At 30.9% G+C, this 17,788-nt stretch carries 15 protein-coding genes, 1 rRNA gene, 1 pseudogene and 1 other annotated feature; of the genes and pseudogenes, 2 read left to right on the plus strand and 15 right to left on the minus strand.

Features of this window, described 5'->3' with window-relative positions; translation table 11 throughout:
- The first annotated feature begins 56 nt into the window (after positions 1 to 56).
- Entirely contained in the window at positions 57 to 839 is a 783-nt protein-coding gene (locus tag CRN98_RS03170) for a 3'-5' exonuclease (RefSeq protein ID WP_097025973.1), read from the plus strand.
- Between the two features lie 34 nt (positions 840 to 873).
- On the opposite strand, the gene CRN98_RS03175 is transcribed toward CRN98_RS03170, so the two are convergent.
- The 9 genes from CRN98_RS03175 to CRN98_RS18105 form a co-directional block, all read right to left on the minus strand.
- Positions 874 to 2,121: an efflux RND transporter periplasmic adaptor subunit gene (locus CRN98_RS03175; RefSeq protein WP_097025974.1), complete on the minus strand. Its 1,248-nt coding sequence runs from the start codon at positions 2,119 to 2,121 to the stop codon at positions 874 to 876.
- A 14-nt stretch (positions 2,122 to 2,135) separates the two neighbouring features.
- Complete coding sequence (locus tag CRN98_RS03180; RefSeq protein WP_097025975.1) at positions 2,136 to 4,496, minus strand: ABC transporter permease; 2,361 nt, start codon at positions 4,494 to 4,496, stop codon at positions 2,136 to 2,138.
- Positions 4,496 to 5,218, minus strand: a complete 723-nt coding sequence (locus CRN98_RS03185) for an ABC transporter ATP-binding protein (protein ID WP_179631885.1) — start codon at positions 5,216 to 5,218, stop codon at positions 4,496 to 4,498. Before CRN98_RS03185 ends, CRN98_RS03180 begins: the two co-directional genes overlap by 1 nt.
- Positions 5,219 to 5,278: 60 nt before the next feature.
- On the minus strand, positions 5,279 to 6,073 hold the full coding sequence (locus tag CRN98_RS03190) for an ABC transporter ATP-binding protein (RefSeq protein ID WP_097025977.1): 795 nt from the start codon (positions 6,071 to 6,073) through the stop codon (positions 5,279 to 5,281).
- Positions 6,048 to 6,944, minus strand: a complete 897-nt coding sequence (locus CRN98_RS03195; RefSeq protein WP_097025978.1) for an ABC transporter permease — start codon at positions 6,942 to 6,944, stop codon at positions 6,048 to 6,050. Before CRN98_RS03195 ends, CRN98_RS03190 begins: the two co-directional genes overlap by 26 nt.
- The gene (locus CRN98_RS03200) at positions 6,944 to 7,963 is read right to left on the minus strand and encodes an ABC transporter substrate-binding protein (protein ID WP_097025979.1); all 1,020 of its coding nucleotides are present in this window, start codon (positions 7,961 to 7,963) and stop codon (positions 6,944 to 6,946) included. The genes CRN98_RS03195 and CRN98_RS03200 overlap by 1 nt, the downstream gene beginning before the upstream one ends.
- 62 nt (positions 7,964 to 8,025) lie before the next feature.
- Positions 8,026 to 8,299: a binding site (T-box leader), on the minus strand.
- 829 nt (positions 8,300 to 9,128) lie between these two features.
- Positions 9,129 to 9,329: an alpha/beta-type small acid-soluble spore protein gene (locus tag CRN98_RS03205; protein ID WP_097025980.1), complete on the minus strand. Its 201-nt coding sequence runs from the start codon at positions 9,327 to 9,329 to the stop codon at positions 9,129 to 9,131.
- 168 nt (positions 9,330 to 9,497) lie between these two features.
- Positions 9,498 to 10,394: an acetamidase/formamidase family protein gene (locus CRN98_RS03210; protein WP_097025981.1), complete on the minus strand. Its 897-nt coding sequence runs from the start codon at positions 10,392 to 10,394 to the stop codon at positions 9,498 to 9,500.
- Between the two features lie 138 nt (positions 10,395 to 10,532).
- Complete coding sequence (locus tag CRN98_RS18105; RefSeq protein WP_097025996.1) at positions 10,533 to 10,763, minus strand: bifunctional ornithine acetyltransferase/N-acetylglutamate synthase; 231 nt, start codon at positions 10,761 to 10,763, stop codon at positions 10,533 to 10,535.
- On the opposite strand from CRN98_RS18105, the gene CRN98_RS03220 reads away from it, so the two are divergent.
- The gene (locus tag CRN98_RS03220; RefSeq protein WP_097025982.1) at positions 10,710 to 11,216 is read left to right on the plus strand and encodes an aspartate aminotransferase family protein; all 507 of its coding nucleotides are present in this window, start codon (positions 10,710 to 10,712) and stop codon (positions 11,214 to 11,216) included. The genes CRN98_RS18105 and CRN98_RS03220 overlap by 54 nt on opposite strands.
- A gap of 80 nt (positions 11,217 to 11,296) precedes the next feature.
- Here the strand turns inward: CRN98_RS03220 and argF are convergent, their stop codons facing one another.
- From argF to CRN98_RS17850, 6 genes and pseudogenes are all read right to left on the minus strand, one after another.
- Positions 11,297 to 12,211 (minus strand): ornithine carbamoyltransferase, encoded by a 915-nt coding sequence (gene argF, locus CRN98_RS03225; protein ID WP_097025983.1) that lies wholly within the window; start codon positions 12,209 to 12,211, stop codon positions 11,297 to 11,299.
- A gap of 23 nt (positions 12,212 to 12,234) precedes the next feature.
- The gene (gene carB / locus CRN98_RS03230; RefSeq protein ID WP_097025984.1) at positions 12,235 to 15,432 is read right to left on the minus strand and encodes a carbamoyl-phosphate synthase large subunit; all 3,198 of its coding nucleotides are present in this window, start codon (positions 15,430 to 15,432) and stop codon (positions 12,235 to 12,237) included.
- Positions 15,425 to 16,498 (minus strand): glutamine-hydrolyzing carbamoyl-phosphate synthase small subunit, encoded by a 1,074-nt coding sequence (gene carA, locus CRN98_RS03235; protein ID WP_097025985.1) that lies wholly within the window; start codon positions 16,496 to 16,498, stop codon positions 15,425 to 15,427. Before carA ends, carB begins: the two co-directional genes overlap by 8 nt.
- Before the next feature lie 419 nt (positions 16,499 to 16,917).
- The gene (locus tag CRN98_RS03240; protein ID WP_097025986.1) at positions 16,918 to 17,232 is read right to left on the minus strand and encodes a DUF3784 domain-containing protein; all 315 of its coding nucleotides are present in this window, start codon (positions 17,230 to 17,232) and stop codon (positions 16,918 to 16,920) included.
- A gap of 92 nt (positions 17,233 to 17,324) precedes the next feature.
- A pseudogene (locus CRN98_RS03245) lies at positions 17,325 to 17,560 on the minus strand (IS1595 family transposase); the annotation flags it as partial.
- A 178-nt stretch (positions 17,561 to 17,738) separates the two neighbouring features.
- A 16S ribosomal RNA gene (locus CRN98_RS17850) occupies positions 17,739 to 17,788 on the minus strand; the annotation flags it as partial.

Here is a 17,788-nt window from a genome sequence, read left to right on the forward strand (position 1 = left end):
ATATATAATTTTATGTGGCATACTAAATAATAGAATTAAATTTAGGAGATAAATATATGAATTATATAGTATTTGATTTAGAATTCAATCAAGCCTATAGATCCAAAAAAGAAAAAAGCATTATATCAAATGAAAAATGTCCTTTTGAAATAATTCAAATTGGAGCAATAAAACTTGATAAAAACTTTCAAAAAATACAAACCTTTAATAAACTAATAAAACCTCATATATATACTACACTAAATCCCTTTGTTGAAAACCTTACTGGCATAACAATAAATGATTTAAATTCTTCAAAACCCTTTAAAGATATATACGAAGAATTTGTTAACTTTATTCAAGGAGATAAAAACATTCTGTGTGTATGGGGCCTTGCAGATATTAAAGAGCTATTTAGAAATATAAAATACCACAATTTAGATATATCTATTATACCTAAGGAATATATTAATCTTCAACAATTTGCATCTAAATATCTTAAATGCCCAAAGGGGATTCATATAGGGTTAAATAAAGCCGTTAATTTGCTAAACATTCCTCTTGATAGTAAATTTCATAATGCCTTTGCTGATGCTTATTATACCACGGAAGTATTCAAAAAAATCTATAACGATAAAATTCAAATTAAAACATATAATCCTATAAGCCAGAGAACTCAAAATGCTCTTAACAAAGAAAAGAAAGAAGTTGATTACTATGGTTTAATAAAGCAATTTGAAAAAATGTTTAATAGAGAAATGAGCGAAGAAGAAAAGAAAATAATTAAGCTTTCTTATATTATGGGAAAAACCAATCAATTTCAAGTTAAATCGCCTAAAGAAGCTTCAACTAAAAAATAAAGAGAGCAGAGTGATGCATATCTCTCTGCTGATCTTATTCAATATTTATAGGATGATATCTATTACCCTTTCCCTTTATACTGTGATCTAAAATTATTAAATCTCCTTCTTTAAGCCCACTTTCAATTATTATGTCCTTATTATCTTCTATTCCTGTTTTTACAGGCTGAATATATGCTTTTGAATCCTTAATTACCCATACAGCTTTTCCATCATTATATGGAAATACAGCAGATTTGGTTATAAAGATACTATTATCTTTTTGCAATGTAGTAAATTTTATATCTAAATCATAGCCTGGTCTAACAGAGGCATTTTTAAGTTCAGGTTTTATTGTTACTTTGATTCTCTGCTCCTCTAATCCTAGGGATGAAATTTTACTTACCGCTGTTGGCGCTATTTTTTTTACTACTCCCTTAAATATTAAATCCTTTTCATTTGTTTTTAATATACATTCTATATTCATATTAAGCTTTATGTCGTTTATATCCTTGGTTGATACGTAAGTCTCAATTACATAATCGCCCTGGCTAAATATCTCTACTACTGGAGTTCCTTGCGCTACAAAAGCTCCTTCTTTTATATTCACAGCTTTCACTATACCATTTACAGGAGAATATAAATTCCCTTTACTTTTCTCATACTCCAATGCTTGTATTTGGGTACTTATAGATTCCTGCATTGCATTGTAATATTCATTAGTTCCATTAGCTGGACTATTTTGTTTCTGTACAATTTGAATATTGTTTTCTTGCTGTAATATCATATTTTCAATATTCTTTACATTTTGCTGAGCTTTTTCATAATCTACTTCACTGACAATTCCTTCTTTATATAGTATATTTACTCTTTCTAAATCCTTCTTAGCTGATTCTAATTGAGTTTTTAAATTTTCTATTTGTAACTTATATCCCTCTATTTGTGCTTCATTTGACTTAGAATTAGATTGAAGTTTTTGTGCATAAATCCCTTTAAGCTGAGCCTCTAAATCTCTTATTTTAAAATCTATTTCTTTATTCTCAAGACTTAATATTAAATCTCCACTTTTTATACTTTGTCCCTCTTGTACTTTTAAAGAAATAACCTTCCCATCTCTTGCAGAATTTATAGTACTTTCCTTACTTGGAACAACTTGACCTACCTCTTTAAATGATTGAAAATATGTCCTTTTTTTAACCTTATATACTTCAACCCCTGTTCCTTTATAATAATTATATATGATTCCAATTAAAGCTACTGCAACAACTAAAATTCCAAGAACTATTTTCACCTTTTTTTTCAAAGTAACCCCTCTTTCTATTCTCTTTCTTTTAATACCTCAACTAAATTAAGCTTTGAAATTTTTCTTTTTAATGCCAATTTAGCTATGAATAAAGATAATATTGTTCCTAAAACCGCTATAATAACAGCATTATAACTTACAGTTGTAGGCATATTATATAAATCACTACTGAAGGCTTTAGAAACTAAAACCATCATTGATTTTGTTATTGGGATACCTAATAATATCGATACTATGCTTATAAATAATTGCTCTGTAGACAGTACTTCTAATACTTCCTTTTCTGAAAATCCCATAACTCTTAAAGAAGCAAGCTCTCTTTCCCTTTCAGAAAAAGAAATAACACTTGATGTATAAATTATTATAAATCCTAATATTACAGAAAAAATTAATAAACTCCATATCGCACTTTTTGATATTTTCATGAGCTCATTTATCTTTTTTATTAAATCATTTTTTACTTCTATGCTTGTTATCAGAGGAGATTTATTATAATACTCCTTAAAAGTTTTAATATTTTTATCATCTATCTTTAACATAATAGATGTAGCTATTTCTTCTTTTGATACAAGCTTTGATAATTCTTCAATATTCATATAAGCACTTAACCCAAGATACTGTGGGATTATCTTTGATACATAAACCTTTCTTTTTTCATCTCCAATAAAAGCACTTTCAAATTGAAGCTCTGTACCTACCTTTGCATTTAAAATTTGTGCTGCTCTTTCTGAAAGCACTATTCCAGAATTCGGCAAAGTAATTTTATTTCCCTCTTTGTTTAAAATATTGTAAAGTTTGCTATCACTTTTTATACCCATTACTACAATATCCTTCTCATACCAGTGATTTTTAAGCTTTACAGGTAATTCAAGCATGGGCTCCACATAGCTTACTTCTTCTCTGTGTTCAATTTCTTTAATTATATTATCACTTTTTAAGATTGAGTCAAAACTCACTTTACAATCGTAAACCTGAACCTTCTCATATTGGTCATTAAATATTACATCAAATAAATCAAAAGAATTAAAGAAAGTACACATTAAGCTAAATGCAAATAATATACCAAATAGTGTAAATAAACTTCTTCCCTTATTTCTAGATATATTTCTTACAGCCATCTTCCCCTGACTGTTTAAACTATTCCAAAAAAATTTTATATTTTCTATTAAGGTTTTCTTAGAAGCCTTTGGATTTTCCGGTCTCATAGCCTCTGCAGGCTCTAGTTTTAAAACCTTTTTGCTTCCTTGAATTCCAGCAAAGATACTAACTAGTAAGGATATAACTATTCCTAAAATCATATATTTAATAGAAAAAGAGCTAGTTAAATTTGGTATACTAAAATAATTCTTGTACATTTCCGTCATAGGTACTGCTAAAGCTATTCCTGAAAGCCCTCCTATGAGTCCTCCTATGACTCCTACAAATATAGCATAGGATACATAATGATACAGTATCTCTTTGCTGCTATATCCAAAGGATTTTAATATTCCAATTTGTCCCCTTTGCTGCTCTATAGTTCTTTTAAGCATTATATAAAGTATAAAACCAGCAATACCCAAAAATATCAAAGGTAATGTCTTTGATATTTTTTCTAGGCTTAAAAGCTCTTGAGAAAGCATCAAATTACTTACTTGATCCTTTCTCTCATATATACCCTTTAATGAATAGTTTTTAAGAGAGGATTTAAGTTCCTCTTCAATGTCTTTATACTTATAATTATCATCAATTTCAAAGGATATGTCGTTAACCAAATTCTTTTCTTTAAAATAAGACTTCATAACCTCGTATGGAATGTAAGCCACTCCAAACATCTCGGGATTTGGAAATATATCCTGACTATTTTTCATTGCATAGACAAAATCCGGACTCATTTCCGTTCCCACTATATTAAAGTTGACTTTTTTTCCTTCAATAATTAAAGATATTTCATCTCCAAGCTTTAGTTTATTGGCATTAAAAAAACCAGTGTCAATTAAGATACTCTTTGAATTATTTTTTAAATATTCTCCTTCAATCAATGTAGGCATATTTAATATATAATTTTTATTCAAATCCACAGATATTAATCTTAGATATACATTCCTATTCATATCTTCTGAATAAACTCTAACATCCTTTACTAGTCTTCCCTCAATATTCTTAATCCCTTTTATTTTCGCTAGATTATCTATTTCATTATAGGGAATTCCATTAACTGATGCAAAGCCATCAGCAAAGTTTGAATTTTTATAGAATCTTTCCTTTGCAGAGTTTAAATTATTGCTTACCATAGACATAGAGGTGAATACTAATATACCCACTGCTACCACAATGATGCAAGCTATATAAGAGGCCTTATTTTCTCTTATATCCCTTAACATTTTTAAAAATAGCATTACCAACTAACCTCCTCAGGGGAAAGTGGTTTTTCATTTACTATTATGTTTACAAGCTTTCCGTCCTTTATGTAGAATACTCTATCTGCAGTTTTGGCTATATCCGAATTATGAGTAATTATAATAACAGTTTTACCATATTTCTTATTAAAGCTTCTCAAAAGCTTTAATACCATTAGCCCTGTTTTGCCATCTAAGGCTCCTGTAGGTTCATCACATAAAAGTATGTCTGGATTTTTTGCTAAAGCTCTTGCAATAGCTACTCTTTGTTGCTCTCCTCCTGACATTTGAGCTGGGAAATGATTTAATCTATCTAAAAGCCCTACGTCTTTTAACATTTCCTTTGAATTTAGTGGATCCTTACTCAATTCTGCTGATAACTTAACATTTTCTTCTGCTGTTAAATTTGGCATAAGATTATAAAATTGAAATACAAACCCCACTGCTTCTCGTCTATATATTGTAAGCCCCTTTTCATTTGCTTTGTGAAGTTCCTTATCTTTATAATAAAGTTCTCCTGAAGATACTTTATCCATTCCACCAATCATGTTTAAAAGAGTACTTTTTCCAGACCCACTAGGGCCTAAAACAACTAAAAATTCTCCATTATAAATTTCAAAATCTATTCCATCTAAAGCTCTTACTTCTACTTCACCCATATGATAAACTTTCTTAATATCCTTACCCTTTAATATAGCCTCCAAAAGATCACCACCAGACATATTTATAATTTATAATATCACTTTATTTTTATTCAGTATATTTGCTTTTTATTATGACTCCTATGAAAATAATACTCTATCACTCATAACCTCTTGAGACTGCAGTTTTTCAAAATAATTTAGTAATTTTTCTATGGTCAAACCTTTCTTTTCCTCACCTTTAATATCCAATAATATTTTACCTCTATGCATCATAATAAGTCTATTACCAAGTTTTATTGCATGATTTAAGTTATGTGTTATCATAAGGGTAGTTATTTTTTTACTTTTAACTATTTCTTCAGTTAAGTTTATCATTTTTTCTGAAGTTTTAGGATCTAAAGCAGCAGTATGTTCATCAAGCAAAAGAAGTTTTGGATTTGACATTGTAGCCATAATTAACGATATGGCCTGCCTCTGCCCTCCTGATAAAAGTCCTACTTTATTATAAAGATTATTTTCAAGGCCCAAATCAAGTTTTGATAATAACTCTTTAAAATATGGAATGTCTTTTTTTGAAATCCCCTTAGAAATACCAAATCTCTTTCCCTTGTTATGGGCCATTGATAAATTTTCAAGTATACTCATTGAAGGTGATGTTCCTAAAGAAGGCTCTTGAAATACCCTGCCGATAAATCTCGTTCTTTTAAACTCAGATAAATTGGATATTTCCTTATCATCTAAAACTATTGATCCTTTATAATCTTCTATGGAGCCTGAAATTATATTTAATAAAGTTGATTTACCCGCTCCATTACTCCCTATTATTGTAATGAAATCCCCTTCTTCAATGTCAAGTGATAATTTATCTAAGACTAAATTTTCATTTATAGTATCTTTATTAAATACCTTAGAAAGTTTCTGTATTTTTAGCATTAGACATTCCTCCCCAAAGCGATAATCTCTTAATTTTTAATTTTATTTTATTTTGACTTAACCCAAGGGCACAAACTACAATTAAAGAAGTTATAAGTTTTAAGTCTGTAGGCTCTAATCCTAATTTCAAAGCAACTCCAATACTTGATTTATATAAAATTGCTCCGAGTACAGCAACGGTTGTTAATTTAAGTGCTGATACTTTCTTGAATAAAGCTTCTCCAAGTATAATTGCTGCAAGTCCCATTACAACTATTCCACTTCCCATACCTACATCTGAAAAACTTTGATATTGTGCCATTATAGATCCCGATAAAGCTACTAAGGCATTTGAAATAGCCAGTCCAAGAATTTTAATCTTCCCTTTATCAATTCCTAGCGAAGTTATAAGTTTGGGATTATCTCCAGTTGCTTTTAAAAGGAACCCTATCTTTGTATCTAAGAAAAAATCTAATATATACTTTGTTAACAAAACAAATATTAAAATAACTGTTAAAGTATTATTGCTGTCTGTAAATATGGTTTGTTTATTAAAAAGTGGAATATTTGCTTTCCCCATGATTCTTAAATTAACTGAATATAATCCTGTCATTACTATAATTCCTGATAATAAATTAGTTATTTTAAGTTTTACATGTAAAATTCCTGTAATACTTCCAGCTATGGCACCTGCTAGTAGAGATAACATGCAAGCAATAGCTGGGGAGATACCTGAGGTTAAAGCTGTAGCAGTAACCGCAGCTCCCAAAGGGAAGCTGCCATCTACTGACAGATCTGGGAAATCTAATATTTTATATGAAATATATACTCCTAAAGCCATTATTCCAAATATAAGTCCTTGTTCTAATATACCCACCCAAAAATTAAACATTATTTTTCACCACCATTTATAATTGTGGCAGATTTTTTTAAGTCTTCAGGAATGTTTATATTTATTTTATTTGCAGTATTCATATTTATAACTAGTTCAGTATCCTTTAAAGTTGTAATTGGCATTTCCTTAGAACTTTTTCCTTTTAGAACTTCCACTGCCATAACTCCTGTTTGATATCCAAGTTTATAATAATCTATACCTTCAGTAGCTAAAGCTCCTCCCTCAACTTCTGCCTTTACAGCTCCTATAATTGGAATCTTATTTTCAATACACATAGATGATATTACAGGCATTGATGATGCAACAACATTATCCGCAGGAGTATACAATACATCTATATTTTTCACAAGAGCACCTAAAGCCTGAGATATTTCATTTGTGTTTGTAACTCCTGAAGTTATAATTTTTAATCCATACTTAGGTGCTATTTTTTTAATCTTTTCAATTTCTGATTCAGAATTTACTTCACTGGTATTGTAAAGTATCCCCATATTCTTAGCATTAGGTACTAGTTTTTTTAAAAGTTCTAATTGCTTTTCAATTGGTGCTGCATCTGTTGTTCCTGTAACATTTGTGCCTGGCTTTTCAAGTGAATTTGCAATCCCTGCTTTAACAGGATCTGTTACTGCAGTTACAAGTATAGGTTTATCTTTTATTGCATTATACATTGCCTGTGCTGTAGGCGTTGCAATTGCAAATATTAAGTCCTTATCCTGTGATGCAAAATTTTGAGCAATAGTTTGCACTGTAGGTATATCTCCTTGAGCATTTTGAAAATCTACCTTTAAATTTGAACCTTCCTTATAGCCATTAGCTGAAAGCGCATCCATAAAACCCTTTCTAGCTGAATCCAGTGATGGATGCTCAACTATTTGAGCTACTCCAATATTAATAACTTTTTCACCGCTCTTACTAATAACTTTTTCATCCCCTTTGTTACTAGAACACCCCGAAAATAAAGCTAACGCCACCAACGGAATTGCTACTAAAGTTTTTAAAGTTTTTTTACACATCATAATTTTTGCCCCCTAAAATTTATTTATTATTTATTAAAATAAAAAACAGACTTTCCTCTCTCCACTGGAGCGAAAAGTCTGTTCGCGGTACCACCCAAATTTATAACTCATTTAAATAACGACATTTAGCCGGCACGGCCTACTCTCATATAAAACTCCTCCTCATTTTTGAAGAAGTAATCGACCATTACCAAATCACAGATTTGGCATGTCTAAATATGATTTAAACCTGCAACTCAAGGGTGAATTTCAACATAGCCTAGTTTATGGGCTTTCACCTTTCCCCACTCTCTTTTAAACATTCTATTGTTTACTTATCCCTATCACTGTTTTTATAATAAATATTTAATTTTTTGTATAAAAAGCTCTTTATAGATAATCTATAATTATCTATAAAATAAAAAACAGACTTCTCTCCTTACTGGAGCGAAAAGTCTGTTCGCGGTACCATCCAAATTTATAACTCATTTTAATAACGGCAGTTCGCCGGCACAGCCTACTCTCGTATGAAACTCCTTCTCACTTTTTAAAGGAGTAAGCGACCATTACCAAATTACTGATTTGGTATGTCTACTTTTGATTTCAACCTGCAACTCAAGGGTGAATTTCAATATAGGTTTAGTTTATGGGCTTTCACCTTTCCCCACTCTCTTTTAAACATCCTATTGTTTACTTATCCCTATCACTGTTTTTATTATAAATATTTAATTTTTCGTATAAAAAAACAGACTTCTCTCCTCACTGGAGCGAAAAGTCCGTTCGCGGTACCATCCAAATTTATAACTCATTTAAATAACGACATTACGCCGGCACAGCCTACTATCATATAAACTACTTCTCATTTTTCGAAGTAGTAATCACTAAATCACAAATTTAGGATGTCAAAATATGATTTCAACCTGCAACTCAAGGGTGAATTTCAACATAGGTTTAGTTTATGGGCTTTCACCTTTTCCCACTCTCTTTTAAACATTCTATTGTTTACTTGTCCCTATCACTGTTTTATAAATATTCACTTGTAATAATTTTCTCAAAATTTATTATAAACAATTTATCATACTTATTAATCAATGTCAACAATATTTTTTCAATTTTTATAGATAAATTTCTTGTATCTATGTCACAAATAAAAAGGAGCTGAAATTCAGCTCCTTTCATCTGTCAACTATCTTAAATTGCTTTCGTAAGCTTCTACCATTTTCTTAACCATCTGTCCGCCTACTGATCCTGCTTCTCTTGAAGTTAAATCTCCATTGTATCCCTGTTTAAGATTAACTCCTACTTCGTTAGCTGCTTCCATTTTAAATCTGTTTAAACCTTCTTTAGCTTCTGGTACTAATGCTCTGTTACTACTTCTATTTGCCATGATAAATTCCTCCTTTAATTTAAGTTGTATTAAGTAATAATCATTGTTGTAATATTAATATTACCTATTTGAAAATTAATACACTATTAAATTGGTGGAAACTCATCCATTAGGTACCATAAAAGCCATATTTAGAAGCATCATTTTTCATTTATTATTGATTTTATTCTAATAATTAAAATTATATTTTTTTAAAATAGAAATTGGCATTTCCATTCTTGAAGTTTTTAAAGGGTCTACAATTTGACAAATTCTTAAATTACCAACAAGAGATAAAAGCATAGCAGCTTCATTACAATTTATGCTTAAATTTTCAGTCATAAACTTATGCATATTATAAGTTGCTATTTTTGATGCTTCATCTAAGGTTTTTGCTGAAGCTATAGTCATTATATCTTCTCCTTGAATAAGCATAGGAAGTGGCATAGTTTTTCCCTTTAAAACATTTATCTTAACTTCTACTTCCCCTGGTATTTCAAGTCCGCATATAGCAACTTCACCATCTCCCATTACAGCATGAAGATCTCCAATGGATAGCAATGCTCCTTCCACATTTACAGGAAGATAAAGTATTGATCCTTTTACTATTCTATTGCAATCCATATTTCCACCATGATAATCTGGAACCATATTGTGTATTTCACCTTCTGTTGGTGCAGTTCCAATGACCCCTATCATAGGATTTATAGAGATTTCTATTTTTTCACTAAACATGGCTTTTCCATCTTTAATAGGTATTTTCTTAATTTGATCATGAGTAATTATTTCTCCCAAAGCACCTACATTAGGTCTGACTCTCATAGTTCCCTCTTCGGCTACTCTTATATCTAATATTTCTATTTTTAAAATATCAGATATTTCTGCTCCCTCCACATATAAAGGCCCTGTAGCAGGATTACCAAACTTAGGATTTATACTGCTTCTTTCCTGCTCTTCGCTGCAAATTTGATTTTTATAGCAATCAAAGGTTTCAAACACTACTGTATCTCCATCTTTAGCAGTTTCTACCCATTTATTTTCCTTTGTCATACTAAACACTGATTTTTCTTTTAAAATTCTTTTCATAAAATATCATCCCCTTAAAAATTAATTTGAACATAATAAAATTATTATATCACATTTAATTTATAAATTTAAAAAGAGCTTGCTTTAAAAAAACTAGCTCTTTCTATATCAAATTTATTTTCCTTGTTTGTTTATAAACTAAGCCCTACAGTATCCATTAACCTTTACATAGTCATAAGTTAAGTCACATCCCCAAGCTACTGCACTATAAATTCCGTCATTTAAGTCAATAACTATATTTATATAATCTTGTTTTAGGATTTTTTCTACTAATTCCTTATTAAATATAGTATTAGAACCCTTTTTTACAATTTTATGGGAAGATTGGGCGAGCTTTTTGCTTATAAAAAATTTAATGTAATCCCAGATGTTATATGTATTGCTAAAGCCTTGGGTGGTGGTTTTCCAATTGGTGCTTTTATTGCTAACGAAAAAACTTCCAAAGCTTTAGTACCTGGTGACCACGGCAGTACCTTTGGTGGAAATCCTCTTGGATGTGCTGTCTCTTTGGCTGTTTTAAATGAACTAATTGAAGGCGGTATTATTTCTACAGTAGCTTCGAAAGAAATGTATATAAAAGAAAAGCTAAATGAACTTAAAAATAAATATAATGTTATAGATGAAATAAAAGGAATCGGCTTATTAATTGGAATAAGCATCAACACGAATCCAAAAGAACTTATGAATTTATGCTTTAAAAAAGGTCTTCTTGTAGTAACAACTGGAACTGATGTTATCAGATTACTTCCTCCTCTTAATGTTACAATACAAGAAATAGATGAGGCTGTTAATATACTTGAATTAGTTATGAAAGAACTATAAAATAATTATACTATTGCATTACAAAAGGGAGAGCGTGAGGCTCTCCCTTTTAAATCTTTATAAATAATAAGTTATTTATCTTATAACAACAATGCCATCACTGCTTTTTGAACATGTAATCTATTTTCTGCCTCATCAAATACAAGAGATTGTGGACCATCAATAACCTCCGAAGTTACCTCATAGCCCCTATAGGCAGGAAGGCAATGAAGAAATATTGCATCTTTCTTTGCCATTGAAAAAAGCTCTCCATTTACCTGATAAGGTTTGAATATCTGTATTCTTTTCTCTTTCTCTTCTTCCTGACCCATACTTACCCAAGTATCGGTGTAAACTACATCTGCATCCTTTACCGCTTCCATAGGATCTTCTGTAATGGTTATATTTACTCCTGCAAGCTTAGCCTCCTCCTTTGCGTTTTTAATTATTTCTGCATCGCATTCATATCCCTTAGGTGTAGCAATTGCTATATCCATTCCAACCTTGCTGCAGCCGTAAAGAAGCGAATGAGCAATGTTATTTCCATCACCTACATAAGCAAGCTTAAGTGCATTAAACTTTGACTTACTCTCATAAATAGTTAAAAGGTCTGCTAAAATCTGACATGGATGAAATAGATCCGTTAATCCATTTATTATAGGTATGGTCCCATACTTTGCAAGATCCTCTACGTCACTTTGTTTATAAGTTCTTATCATGATTCCATCCACATATCTTGAAAGCACTTTAGCTGTATCTTCAATAGTTTCTCCTCTTCCAAGCTGTATATCTTGAGCACTTAAAAATAATGGATATCCACCTAACTGAACCATTCCAACCTCAAAAGAAACCCTTGTTCTAGTAGATGACTTGGTAAAAATCATACCTAAGGTCTTTTCTTTTAAAATCTTATGCTCTATGTCATTTTGGAGCTCATACTTTAGTTTTTTAGCCATCTTAAGTATATTTAAAATCTCTTCTGTAGTTAAATCCTTTAAACTTAATAAATGCTTCATTCTCCCATCCCCTTTTAATTATCTTAATATCGATCTAGCGAATATATTTCAATTTCATCCTTTTCATTTAAGCTATTCAAAGACCTTACAATTGCTTTTACAGTATCTAAAGATGTTATACATGGCAAGTTATATTCCATAGCAGTACGTCTAAGCCAAAAACCTTCTCTAGAGCTTATCTTCCCCTTTGTAGGAGTATTTATTATCATTTGAAGTTTATTTGCCTTAATCCACTGACTAACTTCTTTCATTGGTATCAAATTAATATCTATTTCTTGTTCCTTTAAGTAAGCATAAGTATTTTCTGTTGCAAACAACTTATATCCTAAATTTACAAGCTCTTTTGAAAGCTTAGTGCTCTCTTTTTTATCCCTTTCTGCTATAGATAAAAGTACATTTCCTTCTTTTAAGAACCTAATACCTGAAGCTAAAAGTCCTTTATATAATGCTTTGCCAAAATTTTTATCCACACCCATTACTTCTCCAGTAGATTTCATTTCGGGGCCTAAAAAAGTATCTACCATGGTAAGCTTTGAGAATGAAAATACAGGAACTTTTACAGCTACTAAAGAGCTTTCCTCTGCCAGGCCTGGTTTATATCCCATATTCTCTAAGTTGTTTCCTAAAATAATATCAGTAGCTAGTTTAACCATAGGTATACCCGTGACCTTTGTAAGTATTGGTACTGTTCTGCTAGCTCTTGGATTTACTTCTATGATATGAACCTTATCTTCTTCATCTATAACAAATTGAATATTAAATAATCCCTTTATTTTTAATGCCTTTGCTAATTTTATAGTGTAATCAACAATTACTTCCTTAGTGTCTTTACTTAAGCTTATTGGAGGGTATACCGACATGCTATCTCCAGAATGTACTCCTGCTCTTTCTATATGTTCCATTATTCCAGGTATTAAAACATTCTCTCCATCCGAAATTCCATCTGCTTCTACTTCTTTTCCCATTATATATTTATCTATAAGTACTGGATGCTCCTTAGAAGCATCCACTGCAAGCTTCATATATTCTTGTATTTCTTTATCGCTATAAACTATTTCCATAGCTCTTCCTCCTATTACATAAGAGGGTCTTACTAAGACTGGATATCCAATTTTATTTGCTATGCTTAAAGCATCCTCTACACAATGGGCAGTACTTCCATTTGGTATTGGTATATGAAGACTTTTCAGCAATTTAAGGAACTTATCTCTATCCTCAGCCATATCTATATTCTCTAAATCAGTTCCTAAAATCTTAACACCAGCTTTTTCAAGTGGAGCTGCAAGATTTATGGCAGTTTGCCCTCCAAACTGTGCTATTACTCCCATAGGTTTTTCTCTTTCGATAATATCTAAAACACTTTCACTTGTAAGCGGCTCAAAATACAATCCATCAGAAATATCAAAATCAGTGCTTACTGTTTCCGGATTATTGTTTATAATTATTGATTTAATTCCTTTTTCTTTAAGAGTTTGTACTGAATGAACACTACAATAGTCAAACTCAATTCCTTGACCTATTCTTATAGGTCCTGACCCTATTACTATAACTTTTTCTCTACTACTTACCTCTGCATCATTCTTTTCTTCATAGGTAGAATAATAATAAGGTGTAGTAGCTTCAAATTCCCCAGCACAAGTATCTACCATCTTGTATACCGGACGAAGATTAAGTTCTTTTCTTTTTTTAGTAACTTCTTCTGTAGATACGTTAAGTAAATTTCCGATGTATGCATCTCCAAAACCAATTTTTTTAGCTCTATTCATAAGTTCATAACCTATTGTTTCAATGCTATGATTCTTTATCTCTTCTGCTAAAGTTACAATTTTTTGGAGTTTTTTAATAAAGAAATAATCTATCTTAGTTATATTAATGATTTTTTCTACAGACACTCCCCTTTGAAGAGCTTTTGATATGGCAAATATTCTTTCATCACTTTGATCTTTAATAAACTCTATAAGTTCATCTATGGATTTATCTTCAAAAAGCTCTAGACCTAGCTGATAATCTAGCTTTACATCTAACGAATCTATTGCTTTTAGAAGAGATTCCTCAAAGTTTCTTCCAATTGCCATAACTTCGCCTGTGGCTTTCATTTGAGTTCCAAGCGTACGATTTGCATCTCTAAACTTATCAAAAGGCCATCTTGGTACTTTTGTTACTACATAATCCAGTGCAGGCTCAAAGCAAGCATAAGTATTTTCTGTAATAGAATTTTTTATTTCATCAAGATTTAATCCAAGAGCAATTTTTGCTGTAATCCTAGCAATTGGGTAACCAGTAGCCTTAGATGCTAATGCACTAGAACGGCTTACTCTAGGATTTACCTCTATAACCACATACTCCTTACTATTTGGATTTAGTGCAAACTGTATATTACATCCTCCATTAATCTTAAGTGCACGAATTATTTTTATAGACGCAGTTCTAAGCATTTGATACTCAACATCACTTAAGGTCTGACTAGGTGCCACTACTATACTATCTCCTGTATGAACACCTACTGGATCGAAATTTTCCATATTACATATTACAATACAGTTATCTGCATTATCTCTCATAATCTCATATTCAATTTCTTTAAAGCCAGCTACACTTTGCTCCACTAATATCTGATGTATCATACTTAGCTTTAACCCGCGACTGGCGATATCTTTAAACTCATCTAAATTGTTGGCTATTCCCCCAACAGTTCCTCCTAAGGTATAGGCAGGCCTAATAATTATAGGAAATCCTACTTTCTTTGCAAAATTTACTCCCTCTTCCAAAGTGGTTACTATACTACTAACTGCTACTTTTTCACCTACTTCTTCCATGGTTGCTTTAAATAATTCTCTGTCCTCTGCCCTTTTTATAGATTCAAGTGTTGTACCTAAGAGTTTTACGTTAAGTTCTTCTAAGATTCCATCCTCGGAAAGTTCTACTGCCATATTAAGCGCTGTTTGCCCTCCAATAGATGCTAATATGCCATCAGGTCTCTCCTTATAAATAATCTTTTTTATAAAATCTAATGTAATAGGCTCTATATATACTTTATCCGCTACATCTACATCCGTCATAATGGTTGCTGGGTTACTATTTATAAGAACAACCTCTACTCCCTCCTCTTTTAATGACCTGCAAGCTTGTGTACCGGAATAATCAAATTCTGCCGCCTGTCCTATAACAATAGGCCCCGAACCTATAACCATAACCTTCTTTATATCTTCTCTTTTAGGCATTAAGCTGCACCTCCATCATTTGAATAAATTCATCAAAAACATAAGCCGAATCCTGAGGACCTGGAGCAGCTTCTGGATGATATTGTATACTTAAGATTGGATATTTCTTATGTCTAAAACCTTCAATAGTACCATCATTAACATTTATATGAGTAATTTCAACTTCATTGCTGATACTTTCTTCAAGGGCATAACGATGGTTTTGCGAAGTGATATATATTCTTCCTGTAATTAAATCTTTTACTGGATGATTTCCTCCATGATGACCAAACTTTAATTTATATGTCTTTCCTCCTAAAGAACTTCCTAAAAGCTGATGTCCAAGACAAATACCCATAATAGGCTTTTTACCAATTATCTTTTTAATATTCTCTAAAGCATCAGTTAAGTCCTTAGGATCTCCTGGTCCATTAGATAGAAGAATGCCATCAGGTTTTATAGATAAGATTTCTTCTGCTGAAGAATCTGATGGGAATACATAAATATCGCAATCTCTGTTTTTTAGATTTCTTAAGATATTTTCCTTTATTCCAAAATCTATTACAGCAACTTTTTTACCCTTGCCTTCAATTTTATACATCTTTTTAGTACTTACTTCCTTAACAAGTTCTCTTTTAACTAATACTTTTTCTTTAATATTATTAATTTGCTTATGTATATCAAAACACTCAGTAGAAATTATTCCAAACATACTCCCAAAACTTCTAATATGTTTTGTAAGTGCTCTTGTATCTATATCTTTTATCCCTACAATCCCGTGTTTTATAAGATACTCTTCCGCTCCCATAATGCATCTCCAATTACTTGGATCATCACAGCTCTCCTTAACAATGAAACCCTCAACATGAGGTTTAATAGATTCATTATCAATATCATTAAATCCATAATTTCCGATAAGTGGATAGGTCATTGTTACTATTTGACCATTATATGATGGATCTGTACGAATTTCTTGATATCCCGTCATACAGGTATTGAAAACTACTTCTCCAAAACCCTCTCCCTTTGAACCAAATGATTTTCCAATAAAATAACTACCATCTTGTAATACAAGTATCGCCTTCATACATATACCTCATTTCTATATTAAGACTTGCATAATTATTAATGTGATATTTTTATTAACATTGATATATACGCTTCTACACATTGGCATATAATATATTTCAATATAACTTTAATATATATCCACTCTGTATTTTAATAATCATACATAATATAGAATAAAAATGCAATATACTTGGAATAAATATTAATTTATATTGTATATATATTCATTATTGTTTGTATTGAGACTTATATCATGAGTAGTAATATAGAATTTTTTTGAACTTTTACTTAAAGAGGAAGGTTGGGATTTATATCTGCAATTTCACTATTTTTTAATTACTCATTAAATTAAAACAAAACCATGTTATTTAAAATTTAGGCTCTGTTAGACTAAATTGTTGATATGCAACATAAAAAATAAGGTAGTTGCCTACCTTATTTTTTTCTTTCAAACCGATTTCCTGTATTTGCATATATTATTACAAAGATTATTGAAACAATAAGTAACGTAATTCCAACTTTGAACAATATCTTCATCATCAAGATATCACTTAACACGAATAATGTTATACAAAAAGCAATCACAAACATAAATTTTCCCATGAATTTGCATAAAGATATTACATCGTATTTTTTCTTTTCTTCCTTACTCATAGTGTTAAATCCTGCTATTAAAAATGACCATTTACCTAATGATAACATTATACCTACAATCACAAATAAAGCAATCATCAATATTTTACCAACCATAAAATCACCTCACAATAAATTATGCTTAACAACATAGTCTCATATAACTTATTATAAAGAGTTTTATATTATATTTCAATTTTCTGCAAATATTATTCAAAATTTGGTTTTCTATTTTTATATCCTTCGATTTTAGTATCAACAAATGGAATTACACTATGAATGAGCATATTTTTGTCTTTATAACTTCTTTATCATTATTGAAACTTTGTAGCCACTTGTACCAACTCATGTGGTTCGGTAAAAATTTAGTAGATACCCCTTTAAATCTGTACATCCAAATTTTAAGGTTGCTGTGTAGTGAATTTACATGGCTTATATGGTAAAGCATACTTTGTTAAATCATTAAATATCAACATTATTGTCTAACAGAGCCAAAATTCAAAAAAGCGCATCAAGTATACTTGATGCGCTTTTAACTATTCACCGATTACCAAAAGGTCTCTCAAAATTAAACAGAGAATGAAACCTTCAAGAAAGCTCATCGCTTCTTGTCGACTCCTTAGAAAGGAGGTGATCCAGCCGCAGGTTCTCCTACGGCTACCTTGTTACGACT

Source organism: Clostridium peptidivorans (assembly GCF_900205925.1).
In the GTDB taxonomy this organism is placed as follows: Bacteria; Bacillota; Clostridia; order Clostridiales; family Clostridiaceae; genus Clostridium_AK; species Clostridium_AK peptidivorans.

Coding starts and splice junctions, on each gene's coding strand:
- CRN98_RS03170 (WP_097025973.1), top strand. CDS start 57: ATGAATTATATAGTATTTGATTTAGAATTCAATCAAGCCTATAGATCC.
- CRN98_RS03180 (WP_097025975.1), bottom strand. CDS start 4,496: ATGCTATTTTTAAAAATGTTAAGGGATATAAGAGAAAATAAGGCCTCT.
- CRN98_RS03185 (WP_179631885.1), bottom strand. CDS start 5,218: ATGTCTGGTGGTGATCTTTTGGAGGCTATATTAAAGGGTAAGGATATT.
- CRN98_RS03190 (WP_097025977.1), bottom strand. CDS start 6,073: ATGCTAAAAATACAGAAACTTTCTAAGGTATTTAATAAAGATACTATA.
- CRN98_RS03195 (WP_097025978.1), bottom strand. CDS start 6,944: ATGTTTAATTTTTGGGTGGGTATATTAGAACAAGGACTTATATTTGGA.
- CRN98_RS03200 (WP_097025979.1), bottom strand. CDS start 7,963: ATGATGTGTAAAAAAACTTTAAAAACTTTAGTAGCAATTCCGTTGGTG.
- CRN98_RS03205 (WP_097025980.1), bottom strand. CDS start 9,329: ATGGCAAATAGAAGTAGTAACAGAGCATTAGTACCAGAAGCTAAAGAA.
- CRN98_RS03210 (WP_097025981.1), bottom strand. CDS start 10,394: ATGAAAAGAATTTTAAAAGAAAAATCAGTGTTTAGTATGACAAAGGAA.
- CRN98_RS03220 (WP_097025982.1), top strand. CDS start 10,710: ATGGGAAGATTGGGCGAGCTTTTTGCTTATAAAAAATTTAATGTAATC.
- argF (WP_097025983.1), bottom strand. CDS start 12,211: ATGAAGCATTTATTAAGTTTAAAGGATTTAACTACAGAAGAGATTTTA.
- carB (WP_097025984.1), bottom strand. CDS start 15,432: ATGCCTAAAAGAGAAGATATAAAGAAGGTTATGGTTATAGGTTCGGGG.
- carA (WP_097025985.1), bottom strand. CDS start 16,498: ATGAAGGCGATACTTGTATTACAAGATGGTAGTTATTTTATTGGAAAA.
- CRN98_RS03240 (WP_097025986.1), bottom strand. CDS start 17,232: ATGGTTGGTAAAATATTGATGATTGCTTTATTTGTGATTGTAGGTATA.